11 protein-coding genes are annotated in these 13,625 nt (G+C 71.0%); 7 read left to right on the top strand and 4 right to left on the bottom strand.

Translation table 11 applies throughout. The features are described from left to right. Positions 1-347 precede the first annotated feature (347 nt). The 4 genes from IF37_RS0104750 to IF37_RS0104765 form a co-directional block, all read right to left on the bottom strand. Positions 348-1,841, bottom strand: a complete 1,494-nt coding sequence (locus tag IF37_RS0104750) for a DEAD/DEAH box helicase (protein ID WP_030736614.1) — start codon at positions 1,839-1,841, stop codon at positions 348-350. 247 nt (positions 1,842-2,088) lie between these two features. Further along, entirely contained in the window at positions 2,089-2,292 is a 204-nt protein-coding gene (locus IF37_RS0104755; RefSeq protein ID WP_030736617.1) for a cold-shock protein, read from the bottom strand. Positions 2,293-2,522: 230 nt separating this feature from the next. Further along, positions 2,523-2,861 (bottom strand): MerR family transcriptional regulator, encoded by a 339-nt coding sequence (locus IF37_RS0104760; protein ID WP_030736620.1) that lies wholly within the window; start codon positions 2,859-2,861, stop codon positions 2,523-2,525. Between the two features lie 226 nt (positions 2,862-3,087). After that, positions 3,088-4,323, bottom strand: a complete 1,236-nt coding sequence (locus IF37_RS0104765; RefSeq protein ID WP_052844972.1) for a PP2C family protein-serine/threonine phosphatase — start codon at positions 4,321-4,323, stop codon at positions 3,088-3,090. 906 nt (positions 4,324-5,229) lie between these two features. Between IF37_RS0104765 and IF37_RS0104775 the strand changes: the two genes are divergently transcribed. The 7 genes from IF37_RS0104775 (at position 5,230) to IF37_RS0104810 (ending at position 13,585) form a co-directional block, all read left to right on the top strand. Further along, positions 5,230-6,552: a class I adenylate-forming enzyme family protein gene (locus IF37_RS0104775; RefSeq protein ID WP_030736625.1), complete on the top strand. Its 1,323-nt coding sequence runs from the start codon at positions 5,230-5,232 to the stop codon at positions 6,550-6,552. Continuing rightward, positions 6,549-7,298 carry an SDR family NAD(P)-dependent oxidoreductase gene (locus IF37_RS0104780; RefSeq protein ID WP_030736628.1) on the top strand — a complete coding sequence of 250 codons (750 nt, stop codon included), beginning with the start codon at positions 6,549-6,551 and terminating at the stop codon, positions 7,296-7,298. Before IF37_RS0104775 ends, IF37_RS0104780 begins: the two co-directional genes overlap by 4 nt. Then, positions 7,292-7,561 (top strand): phosphopantetheine-binding protein, encoded by a 270-nt coding sequence (locus tag IF37_RS0104785; RefSeq protein WP_030736631.1) that lies wholly within the window; start codon positions 7,292-7,294, stop codon positions 7,559-7,561. Before IF37_RS0104780 ends, IF37_RS0104785 begins: the two co-directional genes overlap by 7 nt. A 13-nt stretch (positions 7,562-7,574) precedes the next feature. After that, positions 7,575-8,378: a hypothetical protein gene (locus IF37_RS0104790; RefSeq protein WP_052844973.1), complete on the top strand. Its 804-nt coding sequence runs from the start codon at positions 7,575-7,577 to the stop codon at positions 8,376-8,378. Beyond that, a complete protein-coding gene (locus IF37_RS0104795; protein ID WP_037855675.1) occupies positions 8,375-9,406 on the top strand; it encodes a GDSL-type esterase/lipase family protein in 1,032 nt (343 codons plus the stop codon). Before IF37_RS0104790 ends, IF37_RS0104795 begins: the two co-directional genes overlap by 4 nt. Positions 9,407-9,591: 185 nt before the next feature. Next, positions 9,592-11,724 (top strand): iron-containing redox enzyme family protein, encoded by a 2,133-nt coding sequence (locus tag IF37_RS0104805; RefSeq protein ID WP_030736642.1) that lies wholly within the window; start codon positions 9,592-9,594, stop codon positions 11,722-11,724. Between the two features lie 28 nt (positions 11,725-11,752). Next, positions 11,753-13,585, top strand: a complete 1,833-nt coding sequence (locus IF37_RS0104810; protein ID WP_030736645.1) for a carbamoyltransferase — start codon at positions 11,753-11,755, stop codon at positions 13,583-13,585. The last annotated feature ends 40 nt before the right edge of the window (positions 13,586-13,625 follow it).

A 13,625-nucleotide genomic window follows, 5' to 3' on the forward strand; every position in this document is an offset into this window, starting at 1 on the left:
CAGGGGGCGGGAACGCCGAGGGCGTGGCCCTGTCCGCCGGCCACGGGGGACGCGGGGGACAGGGGGTACATGGGGGACACGGCCGGGGTACCGGGGGCGTGCGTGGCGTCGTGGACGGTCGGACCGGTGCCGTAGGCACGTCCGGCCTGACGCGTCCGGGGCGGGAGGGGCGTCAAGGGCTTCTCCCCTTCGTCGGGTCCGCAGGGTCGTCGGGTCCGTCGGGTCCGTCGGGTCCGTCGGGTCGTCCGGTCCGTAGGGTCATCGGGTCCGTCGGGTCCGTTGGGTTCGTCTGGTCGGGCAGGACGGCCATGGCTCGTCCCGACCGCCGGGGAACGCGTCCCGGCGGGCTAGGCGTCGTTCCTCCGGGCCCTGGGAGCGGTCCGGGCCCGGCGGCTCCGGGCGGCGGACCCGCTGCCCTCGCGTCCCTCGCCGGCCGGTACGGGGAGCGTGACGGGCACGCCGGAGGGGGTCCGGGAGCCGGTGACGCGGTGCAGCTCGGCGTCGCCGGGACGGATCCGGGCGCTGTGCGCGGTGATGCCCGCCTCCGCCATCAGCCGGTCCACCGCGCGCCGTTGGTGCGGCAGAACGAGGGTGACGACGGTGCCCGACTCGCCGGCGCGGGCGGTACGGCCGCCGCGGTGCAGATAGTCCTTGTGGTCGCTGGGCGGGTCGACGTTCACCACGAGGTCGAGGCTGTCGACGTGGATGCCGCGGGCGGCGACGTTGGTGGCCACCAGGACCGTGACGTCGCCGTTCTTGAACTGGGCGAGGGTCCGGTTGCGCTGCGGCTGGGACTTGCCGCCGTGCAGGGCCGAGGCGCGCACCCCGACGGACAGCAGGTGCGTGGTGAGCCGGTCCACCGCGTGCTTGGTGTCCAGGAACATGAGCACGCGGCCGTCACGGGCGGCGATCTCGGTGGTGGCGGTGTCCTTGTCGGCGTCACGCAAGTGCAGCAGATGGTGCTCCATGGTGGTGACCGCTCCCGCGGACGGGTCGACCGAGTGGACGACCGGGTCGTGCAGGTAGCGGCGTACCAGGAGGTCGATGTTGCGGTCCAGGGTGGCCGAGAACAGCAACCGCTGCCCACTGGCGGGGACTTGCCCGAGCAGTGCGGTCACCTGCGGCATGAAGCCCATGTCGGCCATCTGGTCGGCCTCGTCCAGGACGGTGACGGCGACCTGCTCCAGTCGGCAGGCTCCCCGCTCGATGAGGTCCGTGAGGCGGCCCGGTGTCGCGACGACCACCTCGGCGCCGCCGCGCAGCGCACTCGCCTGACGGCCGAGCGGCATGCCGCCCACCACGGTGGCGAGCCGCAGCCGCAGGGCGCGGGCGTAGGGGGTGAGCGCGTCGGTGACCTGCTGGGCCAGTTCCCGGGTGGGGACCAGGACGAGGGCGAGCGGCTGCTGGGGCTGGGCGCGCTGTCCGTCCAGACGGGCGAGCAGGGGCAGGCCGAAGGCGAGCGTCTTGCCCGAGCCGGTACGGCCGCGTCCCAGGACGTCCCGGCCGGCCAGGGCGTTCGGCAGCGTGGCCGCCTGGATCGGGAAGGGCACGGTCAGGCCCTCGGTGCGGAGCGCGGCCAGCAGCCGGTCGGGCATGTCCAGCGCGTCGAACGTCTCGACCGGCGGCAACGGCTCCGTCCGGGTGACCGGCAGGGCGAACTCCTGCCGGCGCGGTGCGGAACGTGCTCCCTGGCGGCCCGCCCCCTGGGTGCGGAAGCGGCCCCAGGAGGCGGAGCCGGTCGAGCGGGTGCCTGCCGAACGGGTGGGGTCGGCCGAGCCCGCGGACCTTCTGTCCGCGCGGAAGCCGCCGGGAGTTCCGGCGGTGCGACGGGTGCGGTTCATCGAAAGAACCTTCCTCGATGCGGCGTATCGAGGAATTCCGGCCAGCGGTGACGACCGCACGGGGATTCGCAAGAATGAGCCGAAGAAAGATAAGAAAGGCCGGGCGTCGGGGCGCTGAGGCCGGAAGGCCGGCGGTCCGGTATATCCGGAGAGCGGGAAAAGCAATGGGCTGGGGCCCGCACCCCAAGAGCGCGGGCCCCAGCCACATGCTGCGCGAGCCACGGGCTCGCGACTGTTCGCGTCAGTGTCAGGCGGGAACGATGTTCTCGGCCTGCGGGCCCTTCTGGCCCTGCGTGACGTCGAAGGTCACCTTCTGGCCTTCCTGAAGCTCACGGAAGCCGGTGGTGGCGATGTTCGAGTAGTGGGCGAACACGTCAGCGCCGCCGCCGTCCTGCTCGATGAAGCCGAAGCCCTTTTCCGCGTTGAACCACTTCACGGTGCCAGATGCCATATTGAATCTCCCTCAGGGGCAGTGCCGGAATCCGCACTTTACGGACCCGGGTCGCCACGATGATCACCCCTCCGGAAAGATCCGGAAAGCTCTACAAAAGAGAAAAATCCCTGGCAACCGAGACTGCAACTGCCATCAAGTTAACACAGGTCGGCTGCCGACGGCCGTACGTTTTCTCACCCGTTCGTGATCCTCACCCCGCCGGGTTCAGTAATCCTGTACCGGCGGGACTAGATATCCGCGCCGCGCTCGGCCAGCTTCCCGGTGATTTCCCGGTTCAGCCGGAGGGCGTCGTCGAGCTGGTCCTCCAGGGTGACGATGCGGCACGCGGCCTCGACGGGCGTGCCCTGGTCGACCAGCTCCCGGGCCCGGGCGGCGATGCGCAACTGGTGACGGGAGTACCGGCGGTGGCCGCCTCCCGAACGCAGCGGAGTGATCAGCCCGGCTTCGCCGACGGCCCGGAGGAAGGCGGGGGTGGTACCGAGAATGTCGGCGGCCCGCCCCATGGTGTACGCGGGATAGTCGTCATCGTCGAGGTTGCCGGCGACGGGGGCGTTCTCAGCGGGCATGGCACCTTCAGTTCGCGGATGTGACGTGGGACCCGGGCGGGCCCGGCGCTCGTCCCCGAGCGATCCGGCACCGTCCGCGTCCTGCGACAACCCTAACTCCGCCGGGTACGCGAATGTGTGCTCGCCGTGACAGATGTCCTCCGCGCGAAACCGTGAGGACATGGGCCTCCGCTGTGCCGCCCGCCGTGGCCGACGTACGTCCCGCCGTCCCGGCGCGGTCGCGGCCTCACCCGTCACCGCGGTCGCGTACGCCCTGGTCCGGCGGACACTGGCGCCGGATGTCGGCGCCGGCGTCGCTGTGGCGGGGGCCGGAGGTTCCGTGCCAGTCCAGGACCATGATGGTGGCGTCGTCCGGCAGGGAGCCGTGACAGACCTCATGGACTGCGCCGATCAGGGCGCGGACCACTTCGCGGGGGTGCTCGTCGCGGGTGTCGTGGAGGACGGCCGGCAGGTCGACGGCGGCGGCGTCGCGCTCGGTCATGCCGTCGGTGAGCAGGATCAGGCGGTCGCCCGGCCGCAGCTCGAGCTGCTGCACCTCGTAGGCGACCGGGAGGGGAACCCCGAACGGCAGGCAGACCCTGACGGCCAGCTCCTGGACCCGCCCCCCGCGCAGCCGCAGCGGCCAGGGGTGGCCGGCGTTGACCAGTGCGCAGGCGCCCGTCTCCAGGGTGACGCACAGCAGCTGACCGGTGGCCATGCCGCGGGCGTGCTCGACGAGCGCCTTGTGGGCGGCATACGCCTGGTCGAGGATGCCGCGCCCGGTGCGGCGTACTCCGCGCAGCGCGTTGACCGTGAGCGTGGCCAGCAGGGCGGAATCGGTGTCGTGTCCCATCGCGTCCGTGATCGACAGGTGGAGTGTGCCCCGGTCCAGGGCGTAGTCGTAGGTGTCACCGCCGATGTCGTCCGCCGGGGCGAGACCGCAGGCCAGGGTGAACTGGGCCGCCTCGCAGCAGGACGCCGACGGCAGCAGCTGGTGCTGGATCTCCGCGGCCAGGCTCACGCTGGTGGTACGCCGTCCCCAGTGGTAGAGGTCGGTGAAGCGGCGGTCGGTGACCACGATGTAGGCGAGCGCGTGCGCGGCCTGCGCCACCGCCTCGCGGACCGTGTCGTCCGCGTACGGCACCGACAGGTCCAGTACGCCGATGCAGTCTCCCCGGTTCGTCACCGGCGCCACCATCCGGTGCCCGTCGGGCTCCTGGTACAGGCGCTGGGTGCGCAGTACGCGGTCGTACACACTGCCGGGCAGAGGAGTCCGCGCCGCCGCGCCCCGGGCCTCGTCCGCGCCATCGGCCCTGGGCAGCCGTACGGCTTCCTGCCCGATCAGGTCGACGAACCAGAACGACACCTCACACGCCGAGAACCGTTCCTCCAGGTTCCGGGCGACCACGTCGACCGACTCCACCGGCGCCGCGTCCTCCGCCGCTCGCAGCACCTCGTCCAGCCCCAATCCCGCACCGGCCACGACGCCACCTCCTCGGCCCACCCCTTGCGGGTTCCCCCAACCAGGCCCCGGACGCGCCGGCCGCCCGCCGCGCCGATGACGGGAGGCGGCGGGCGGCGACGGGGCGCGGACGGCGGCACCGGCGCCCAGGCGGCCGGCCCGCCCCTGACGGGCGCCCGGCAGGCCCGTCCGGGCTCAGCCGCCACGGCGGGCGGAACGGGAGGATCGGGCGAGGGCCGGACGAGGGGGATGCCGGGACAGCGCCGCCGCGATCGGTGCCCACGGGGCGGTGGACCGCGCGGCGACGGGGCGCGGACGGCGGAGGACGCGGCACCGTTTCACGGCGCTCCGCATCCCCGTCCGCGGACCGCTGTACGAACGGGCAATCATCAGCGGCATCGAGGCAGCGGCCCTGGCGCCGTCACCGGTTGTTCGCGCACCCTCCATAACATCGGCTGCCGATCGAGAAGTTGAAGGCGACACACCTCCCCGGCCCCTCTTGAAAGGGACCCCATGCAGTTCCGTACGAACCGCACGTTCGCCGTCCTCCTGCCCCTGGCCACCGAGGTCACCGTGGCCCGCTGTGCGGCACCGCCCGTGGGTGGGCGTCACTCGTAGCAGGTCTCACGGCCGGTCGGAACAAAGGAGTTCCCGGCCAAGGAGTTCCCGGTCGTTCTCGCCCGGTTCCGTATCGTCCGGAAAAAGCGGACACATCTTCCCGGCCGATGTCGTGTCCATCCGCCGCTTCCCCCGCCAGAAATCGATGATTACCCCATGTTCGGGTGGGGAAGCCTCACCTGCGGTCGCGGAGATCAGGCTTGACGCCTGCCGGTATCGCGCCCGATGATTCCTCGAATTCCGTAACCTGCCGTCCTGCCGTCCCGTGTGTTTCCGGAGGGTGACGTGATATCTCGTCTGCTGGCAAGAATGGCCGACCGCGGTGACACCGACGCAATGGTCCACCGAAACCGTACGTACAGTTACCGGGACATCCTGGAACTCGTCGATGAATGGCGCCTTTTCCTGGATTCCCACCGGGTCGGCGGAGGGCAGGTGGTGACGTTGGAGGGAGACTGTTCGCCGCAGGCCGTCGCGGGTCTGCTGGCCCTGGCCGAACGTGCCGCGATCGTGGTTCCGTTACGGGCGCCGACCGGCCTCAAGCGGGAGGAATACCTCACGGTCGCCGAGGCCGAGGTGACCGTCGGGGTCGGCGCGGACGGCGGTCTCCGGGCGGCCCGCACCGGCCGCACGGCGAGGCACGCGCTGTACGCCCGGTTGCGCGACGAAGGACGCGCGGGCCTCGTCCTGTTCAGTTCGGGGACCACCGGACGCAGCAAGGGATCGGTGCTGGACGTGGGGAGGATGCTCGGCCGCTACCAAGCGGGAGGCACCGCTCGCAGAATCGTTTCTTTCCTGAGTCTGGACCACATCGGCGGCCTCAACACGGTGTGGCACACGCTCAGTACCGGAGGCACCCTGATCTCCGTGCCGGAGCGCGCTCCGGACACGGTGTTCTCCGCGGTGGCGGACCACCGGGCCGAGGTGCTGCCCACCACCCCCACCTTCCTCAACATGGCTCTGATCGCCGATGTCGCCAGGCGGTACGAGACGCCCTCCCTGCGCCTGATCACCTACGGCACGGAACCCATGCCGCAGAGCACCCTGGAACGACTGCGCCGGGACTTCCCGCACGTACGCCTCAAGCAGACGTACGGGCTGTCCGAACTCGGCATCCTCCCCACCAGATCCCGGAGCGACGGGGAACTGTGGTTGAAACTCGGGGGTCAGGGATTCGCCTACAAAATCGTCGACGACGTGCTGTGGATACGCTCGGAGATGGCCATGCTGGGATATCTCAACGCACCCGCTCCCTTCGACGACGAGGGATTCTTCAACACCCAGGACGTGGTGGTGTGCGACGAGGAATGGGTCCGGGTCCTCGGACGCCGCTCGGAAATCATCAACGTGGGCGGCGAGAAGGTCTATCCCAGCGAGGTCGAGAACGTACTGCTGGAGATGCCCGGCATAGCCGAGGCCACGGTCAGCGGCCGGCCGAGCCCGGTGACCGGCATGGTGGTCAAGGCGACCGTGCTGCTCACCCGGGAGGAGGATGAACGCACCGTCGCCCGGCGGGTGCGAGAGCACTGCGGGAAGCGGCTGGAGCCGTTCAAGGTGCCCGCCGTGGTGGAGGTGTCCACGGCCCGCCAGTACTCCGACCGCTACAAGAAGATCCGGGGCGCCGCCTCATGACACGCCCGGAGACGTCCGGTGATCCGGTGGCGGTCGTCAGCGGAGGCAGCCGGGGCCTGGGCCGGCTCGCGGTCGAGCGGCTTCTCGGCGAGGGCTGGCGGGTCGCGGCCTTCAGCCGGTCCGCGAACGCGTTCGTCCAGGACACCCTCGCCGGGCACCCGGACCGCTTCTGGTGGCAGCCCGTCGACCTGGCCGACCACGACCGCACACGGGCCTTCGCCGCGGCGGCGGCCGAGCGGTTCGGCCGGATCGACCTGCTGCTCAACAACGCCGGCCTGCTCGGCAGGCCGGAACTGCTGCTCACCACCGCGGTCAGCCGCACCGAGGAGCTGATCGCCGCGAACCTGACCGGACCGATCATCCTGACCCAGGCGTGCGCCAAGGTGATGGCCCGGCGGAAAAGCGGCACGATCCTGAACGTCTCCTCCGTCAACGCGGTACGGGGCTACCGCGGCGCGGCGGTGTACGCGGCCGCCAAGGCCGGACTCGACGGCTTCAGCCGGAGTCTGGCACGCGAACTCGGACCCTTGGGCATCCGGGTCAATTCCATCGTGCCCGGTTTCTTCGAAAGCGACATGACGACCGACGTCACGGAGGAGAGCCGGGAGCGGATCAGACGGCGCACCCCGCTCGGCCGGCTGGCGGACCTGGCGGAGATCGCCGACGCCATCTCCTTCCTCGCCTCGCCCCGGTCGTCCTTCATCACCGGCCAGACACTCATCGTCGACGGAGGCATCACATGCTGAACACGACCGGCGACTTCGCTACCCCGGTCCACGAGACGATCAACGACATCCTGCGGGACGCCGAGTTCGACCCCCTGGAGCTCACCGGGGCGGAGCGGCTCGCCGACATCGGCTTCACTTCCCTCCTGCTCGCCCGGTTGATCATCCACCTGGAGACGGTCTTCGGGGTCGACCCCTTCGAGGAGAGGTTCGTCGTCTCCGACATCCGCACCGTCGACGAACTGACGGCCGCCTACCGGCAGACAGTCGAAGCATCCGCGTGAGGACACCTACGACGTGAGGAACGACTTCGCCATGCCGCACGACGTCCTGGTGGTGGTGGGGGACCAGTTCACGGACTTCCGGACCAACCGAGGCACGGTGGGCGCCTCCGACCTCCTCGACCGGCTGAGCGCCGGTTCCGTCCCGTATCCGCTGCACGTCTCCATCGGCCAGGGGCTGCTCACCGGGCAGCTCTCCGCCTTGCGGACCCACGCCGTCCCGGGGCGGGGCCCGCTCGTCCTCCACCAGGACGACGTGCCCGTACCCGCCGAGCACCGCGTCGTCCGGCCGCGGCAGCCCCGGACGGCGCTGATCGGGCCGGTCGAACGCGTCACCGAGGAGCGCTTCGTCGCCCCCCTGCTGCTCGACGAACGGATCGAGCCGCTCCAGGACCGGCTGAGCAGCCAGCACATCTCGGCCGTCACCCTGCTCGAGGCGGCCCGGCAGACGTGGAACCTGGTCACCGACCAGTTCCTGCTCGACGCCGAGCGACGGACGCGGGACGTGATCAGCGAGGTGCGCGACATCAGGGCGGTGTACCACCGCTATCTCTTCCCGCTGCCGGCGACCGTCGAGTTCCTCCTGAGGGAGCGGGATACCGGCCCGGCCGGAGAGACCGTCGAGTTCACCGTGTCCTTCCGGCAGAACGGCCGGCTCACCACCGAGATATTCACGACCATCCGCGTCCTGCCCGAGCCCCTGGCCCGGAAACAGGAAGCCCTGGCCGCCCGCCAGGCCCTCCACGACGAACTGGAGCGCACCCGGCGGGGCGCCACCGATGCCGACCGGACCAACGTGTCGACGGGAGAGAACCAGTGAGACTGCGCCGTTACGAACTCACCCCGCAGATGCAGCAGTACGACGACTTCGACGACCCCGGGATGACGCGTCATCTGCCGTACCTCATGTACTTCCACCGTGCCGACTACCGGTCCGAGGTGCTGAACACCGACCGGCTGGGCTTCCGCATCTCGCGGGGCGCCACCGGACACGCGTCGGCCGACCGGCCGCCAGAGGGTCCGGTCAGGCTGTTCGTCGGCAGCTCCACCGCGTTCGGCATCGGGGCCACCGGCGACGCCACGACCATCCCCTCCCGGCTGTGGAGCCGCTACGCGCCCTCGGTCCCCTGGCTCAACTTCGGCGGGCGCAGCTACAACTCCACCCAGGAGCTGCTCCTCTTCACCCTGCACCAGCACCTGTTGCCGCCGGTCGAGGACATCGTGATCATGTCCGGTTTCAACAACCTGGCCCTCAGCCGGCTGCCCGCCGCCCAGCAGGGCGAGCACGGGGCGTTCTTCTACTGCGGGGAGTACTACGAGCAGATGGCGGAGCTGCGCCGCCGCCACCGCAAGGTCCGGCCCGGCTTCGGACGCCGGGCCGGCGACAAGCAGCCGACCGGTGAGGACGCGGGGTCCGCCGTTCCCGGCACACCGGAACTGATCTCCCGGGCCGTCGAGCTCACCGCGCGCCACCTCGCGGTGTGGCGCCGGCTCGCCACCGCCACCGGCGCACGGGTCTCCTTCGTCCTCCAGCCCCTCGCCACCTGGGTCCGGGAGGAGCCCGCCGAGCAGGAAGCGGCCCTCTTCAAGGAACTCGACAAGATGTCCAGGCTCGGCATCTTCGAGGACCTCTTCGGCGACATCGTGACCATGGAGACCGGACGGGCGTACGCCGATGCGCTGCGCGTCGCCTGCGAGAAGCAGGACGTGGCCTTCGTCGACCTCAATCCGGCACTCGCCGGGGCCGCCACCACCAAGGACTGGCTCTACGTGGACCGCGCGCACTGCACCGACCACGGCTACGACCTGACCGCCCGGCTCCTCGCCGACCACCTGGACCTGCGCTGAACCCCTGCAAACCCGACCGGAGAACCACAGGAAGCGAGGCGGACCACCATGGCGACCGTACGGAAGATCCTGGCCCGGCTGTTCGGACGCAAGCGAGGCCGCGCGAAGCAGGACGCGTCCATCTACCCCATGTTCTGAACACCCCGCGTACCGGCACCAGGGCACAGGAGGCACGAGGTGCACACATGTTGACGTCGCCGGCCACGAGACCGGGCCGTGGTTCCGGCACACCCGACGGAGCCCGGGCGCTCTACGTCTCCGCGTCCGACCCGGAGGGGTGTTTCCCGCCGGGCGGCTTCGTCGCGGAACTCCGGCACGAGTGGGACCGCGGGGCGGGACCGCCACCGGCCCCCGGGGGGCTCGGCGCGCTCGAACTCGAGGCCGCCTCCTGGGCCGCGCGGGAGACCCGGCGCCATCACGCCCTGTACGACTCGGCCCCCGGCGACGCGCGGAAGGTCCTCGTGGACCGGGCGGTTCTGGCCTGCGCACCGCTCGCGTTGGTGTCCGGCGCCTGGCTCCAGTGGCTGAGCGATCCGGGGAACGCGGACAGCGCGCACACGCTGCGCTCGCTGGCCCTGTACGCGGGGGACGTCGGTGTCGGCCGTCCACGGGCGTCACGGGGCAGCGCCTATCTGGAGCTGCTCCGCCGGCTGGAGCTGTGCGAGAACGCCGTGCCGGTCGCCCGGCTCGCCCTCGAACGACGCGTCCGGGACCGGGATTTCCACCTGCCGGCCCTGTTGCTGGCGGCGAGCCGGTACCCCCGAGAGTTCCGGGAGGAGATACTCGGCGCCGACTTGTGCCTGCGCACCGTGGGACTGCCGCCGGCGCTCGGCTTCGTGCGGGACGCGCTGGGCGCCGGGACCGACTGGAGCGCTGTCGACCCGAGCACCGGCCGGCACGGGGACCGGTCGGCCCGCCGTCAGTGCCGGGACGCGGTCGATGAGCTGATCAGCGAGCAGGGGCCCGGCGCCGAGGCCCGGATCGCCCGGGGTTTCTCCTGGGCGCTGGCCGCGGTGCGGGGGTGGAGCGACGCCCTGTACGAGGAACTCGCGGCCTCCGTCGACCCCGCTCACGACATGCGTGAACTCCTGCGGCGCCGGGCCCGGGCGGGCGGCGTCTACCACCACGGTTTCGCCCTCGCGGACCGGCCGCTGTCGGAATGGCTGACGGAGTGCCGAACCGATCCCGGCCCCCTGCTGGACGCGCTGGCCGCCAGCCGCCTGGTCAAGCCGGGCCGGCCCGGATCGAGCCCGCTGGTCACCGGGCTGGTCGGCGAGGACGGACCCATGTTCCGCGTGTTCCCGCCGGAGGACCTGGCCGTCATCCGCCGCTGGATCGCCTCGCTCCCCGCCACCCCGGCCGACCGTGCCAAGCCCGCGGGGCACCGCGTCACGTTCTCGGTCCCCCCGGTGCCGGAGCCCCGCGCCGACGGGGCCGGACCCACCGGGCTGAGGGAGGCGTACCACCGGCTCCAGAGCCGCGACGGCACCGAGGCGCTGCGCCGCTTCGCCCTGGGATACGCCCGCCGCTGGCTCGGCAGGTCACGGTGGGGGATCGACCGGTGCGCCCTGCCGTTGCCGGACCGGTGGCCCGAAGAGGGCCTGCGCCCCTGGCTGCTGGAACAGCACGACCGCCATGGCACCGGGTTCGAGGAGTCGGCGGACGCCCCGGTGCCCGCGCGGGAGGAGCTGATCGACTCCACGGTGCAACTGGCCCCGCTGACCCTGATCGACGGCAGCTGGCTCAGCGGATTCACGGACTACGCGTACGCGTCGTCCGACGTCGGGCACTTCCTCTTCGAGACCTACTGGGACGAACTCGGAAACGGCGAGCCGAGGCTGAACCATCCGCTCCTCTACCGGCAGCTCCTGGAGCAGATGGGCGTGGACGTACCACCGACCGGGACCCGCGCGTTCGCCGAATGGCCCGGGTTCGAGGACACCTCGTTCGAGCTTCCGGTGTACTGGCTGAGCATCGGCCGATTCCCGCGGTCGTTCCGGCCGGAGATACTCGGACTGAATCTCGCCATGGAACTCTCCGGGGTGGGCGGAGCGTACCGGCACGGCCACATCGCGCTGGAAGCGCATGGGTTCAGTACGCGCTTCGTGGACATCCACAACACGATCGACAATGTCGAGACCGGCCATTCGGCCTGGGCCGCCGACGCCGTCGACGCCCATATGTCCGCCCTCCCCCGGTCCGGCCCGGGTGACGCCCGGCGCGAGGCATGGGACCGCGTCCGCACCGGATACCGGTCGCTGAATCCCCCGAACGGAATCCTGGCGCGCTGGTCAGGGCGCCTCACCCGGTACTCCTGAACGTCACGACCAGCCGAGGAGTGGATCCATGAGCGACCTGGTGTTGGGCATCTCGGCCTACTACCACGACAGCGCCGCCGCGCTCGTCGCCGACGGACGCGTCGTCGCCGCCGCGCAGGAGGAACGCTTCAGCCGACGTCGTCACGACCCGTCCTTTCCCGCGAAGGCGGTCGCATACTGCTTGCGCGAGGCCGGAGCGGACCTGCGCGATGTGTCCGCGGTGGCCTACTACGAGGACTCCGCACTGAAATTCCGCCGGGTCCTGGCCACGTACGCGGGAACCGCGCCCCGCGGTTTCGGCTTCTTCCGCGACACGTTTCCGGCCTGGCTCGACTGGAAACTCGACGTCACCAAGACCGTGCGGCACCAGCTCGCCGGACTCGGCCTGGGCCCGGTGCCCGAGGTCCGGCGCCGCCGCCACCACGAGTCGCACGCGGCCTCGGCCTTCCTCCCCAGTCCGTACGAATCCGCGGCCGTGCTCTGTGTCGACGGAGTGGGGGAGTGGGCCACCACCACCTTGTGGCACGGGCAGGGGAACGACCTGCGCGCCCTCGCCGAACTGCGCTTCCCCCACTCGCTCGGACTGCTGTACTCCGCCTTCACCTACTTCTGCGGCTTCAAGGTCGACTCGGGCGAGTACAAACTCATGGGCCTCGCCCCCTACGGCGTCCCCCGCTACGCCGCCCTGATCCGCGAGAAGCTGATCGACATCAAGGCCGACGGCTCCTTCCGCCTGAATCTGCGGTACTTCTCCTACTTGCGGGGACGGGCCATGACGGGGGCCGCCTTCGAGCGGCTCTTCGACGGCCCGCGCCGGCTGCCCGAAGGCCCCCTCACGGAGCGGGAGTTCGACCTGGCGGCATCCGTGCAGGCCGTCACCGAGGAAGTGATGGTCCGGCTCGCCCGGACCGCTCGGCGCATGACGGGGGAGGCCCGGCTCTGCCTGGCCGGCGGCGTGGCACTCAACTGTGTGGCCAACGGCCGGATCATCGACGAGCAGATCTTCGACGAGGTGTGGATCCAGCCCGCCGCGGGTGACGCGGGAGGCGCGCTCGGAGCCGCTCTGAGCGTCGCCGTGGCGCGCGGCGCCGAGCGGGCCCGACCGGGGAGCGGGCAGGACGCCATGTCGGGTTCGCTGCTCGGACCGTCCTATTCCGCGGAGGAGATCGAGGCGTTCCTCACCGCCCGGTCCATCCCGCACACCCGGCTCGAACCCGATCCTCTCGCCCGTGCCGTCGCCGACCGACTCGCCGACGGAGCCGTCGTCGGCTGGTTCCAGGGCAGGATGGAGTTCGGCCCGCGGGCCCTCGGCGCCCGGTCGATCCTCGGCGACCCCCGGAATCCGTCCATGCAGTCCGAGATGAACCTGAAGATCAAGTTCCGGGAGTCCTTCCGGCCGTTCGCGCCGTCGGTGCTCGCCACCGATGCCAAGGACTACTTCGCGCTGCCCCAGGAGAGCCCGTACATGCTGGTGGTCAGCCAGGTCGCCGACGCCCGGCTGACGGAGGCCGGGAGAACGGGCGGCGCCTCCCGGCGCGACCTGCGCGTGCCCAGGTCCACCATTCCCGCGGTCACCCATGTCGACTGCTCCGCCCGGGTGCAGACGGTGGGCGAGGACACCAACCCCGCCTACCACCGACTGCTGTCCGCGTTCAAGGAGGCCACCGGCTGCCCGGTGCTGATCAACACCTCGTTCAACGTGCGCGGTGAACCGATCGTCGAGTCACCAGAGCACGCCTACACCTGCTTCATGCGGACCGACATGGACGTGCTCGTCCTCGGTGACTTCCTGCTGGAGAAGAGCGCCCAGCCGCCGTGGCGCGAGGAAGGCGACTGGCGCGAGGACATCCCGCTGGACTGACACCGGACGGATGCCGGACGGAAGGTCCGACGCCGGACCG

Source organism: Streptomyces sp. NRRL S-31, from assembly GCF_000718775.1.
In the GTDB taxonomy this organism is placed as follows: domain Bacteria; phylum Actinomycetota; class Actinomycetes; order Streptomycetales; family Streptomycetaceae; genus Streptomyces.

Bases quoted from the DNA above. Each gene is read 5' to 3' on its own strand.
- IF37_RS0104750 (WP_030736614.1), bottom strand. From the start codon at position 1,841: ATGAACCGCACCCGTCGCACCGCCGGAACTCCCGGCGGCTTCCGCGCG.
- IF37_RS0104755 (WP_030736617.1), bottom strand. From the start codon at position 2,292: ATGGCATCTGGCACCGTGAAGTGGTTCAACGCGGAAAAGGGCTTCGGC.
- IF37_RS0104760 (WP_030736620.1), bottom strand. From the start codon at position 2,861: ATGCCCGCTGAGAACGCCCCCGTCGCCGGCAACCTCGACGATGACGAC.
- IF37_RS0104775 (WP_030736625.1), top strand. From the start codon at position 5,230: ATGGCCGACCGCGGTGACACCGACGCAATGGTCCACCGAAACCGTACG.
- IF37_RS0104780 (WP_030736628.1), top strand. From the start codon at position 6,549: ATGACACGCCCGGAGACGTCCGGTGATCCGGTGGCGGTCGTCAGCGGA.
- IF37_RS0104785 (WP_030736631.1), top strand. From the start codon at position 7,292: ATGCTGAACACGACCGGCGACTTCGCTACCCCGGTCCACGAGACGATC.
- IF37_RS0104805 (WP_030736642.1), top strand. From the start codon at position 9,592: ATGTTGACGTCGCCGGCCACGAGACCGGGCCGTGGTTCCGGCACACCC.
- IF37_RS0104810 (WP_030736645.1), top strand. From the start codon at position 11,753: ATGAGCGACCTGGTGTTGGGCATCTCGGCCTACTACCACGACAGCGCC.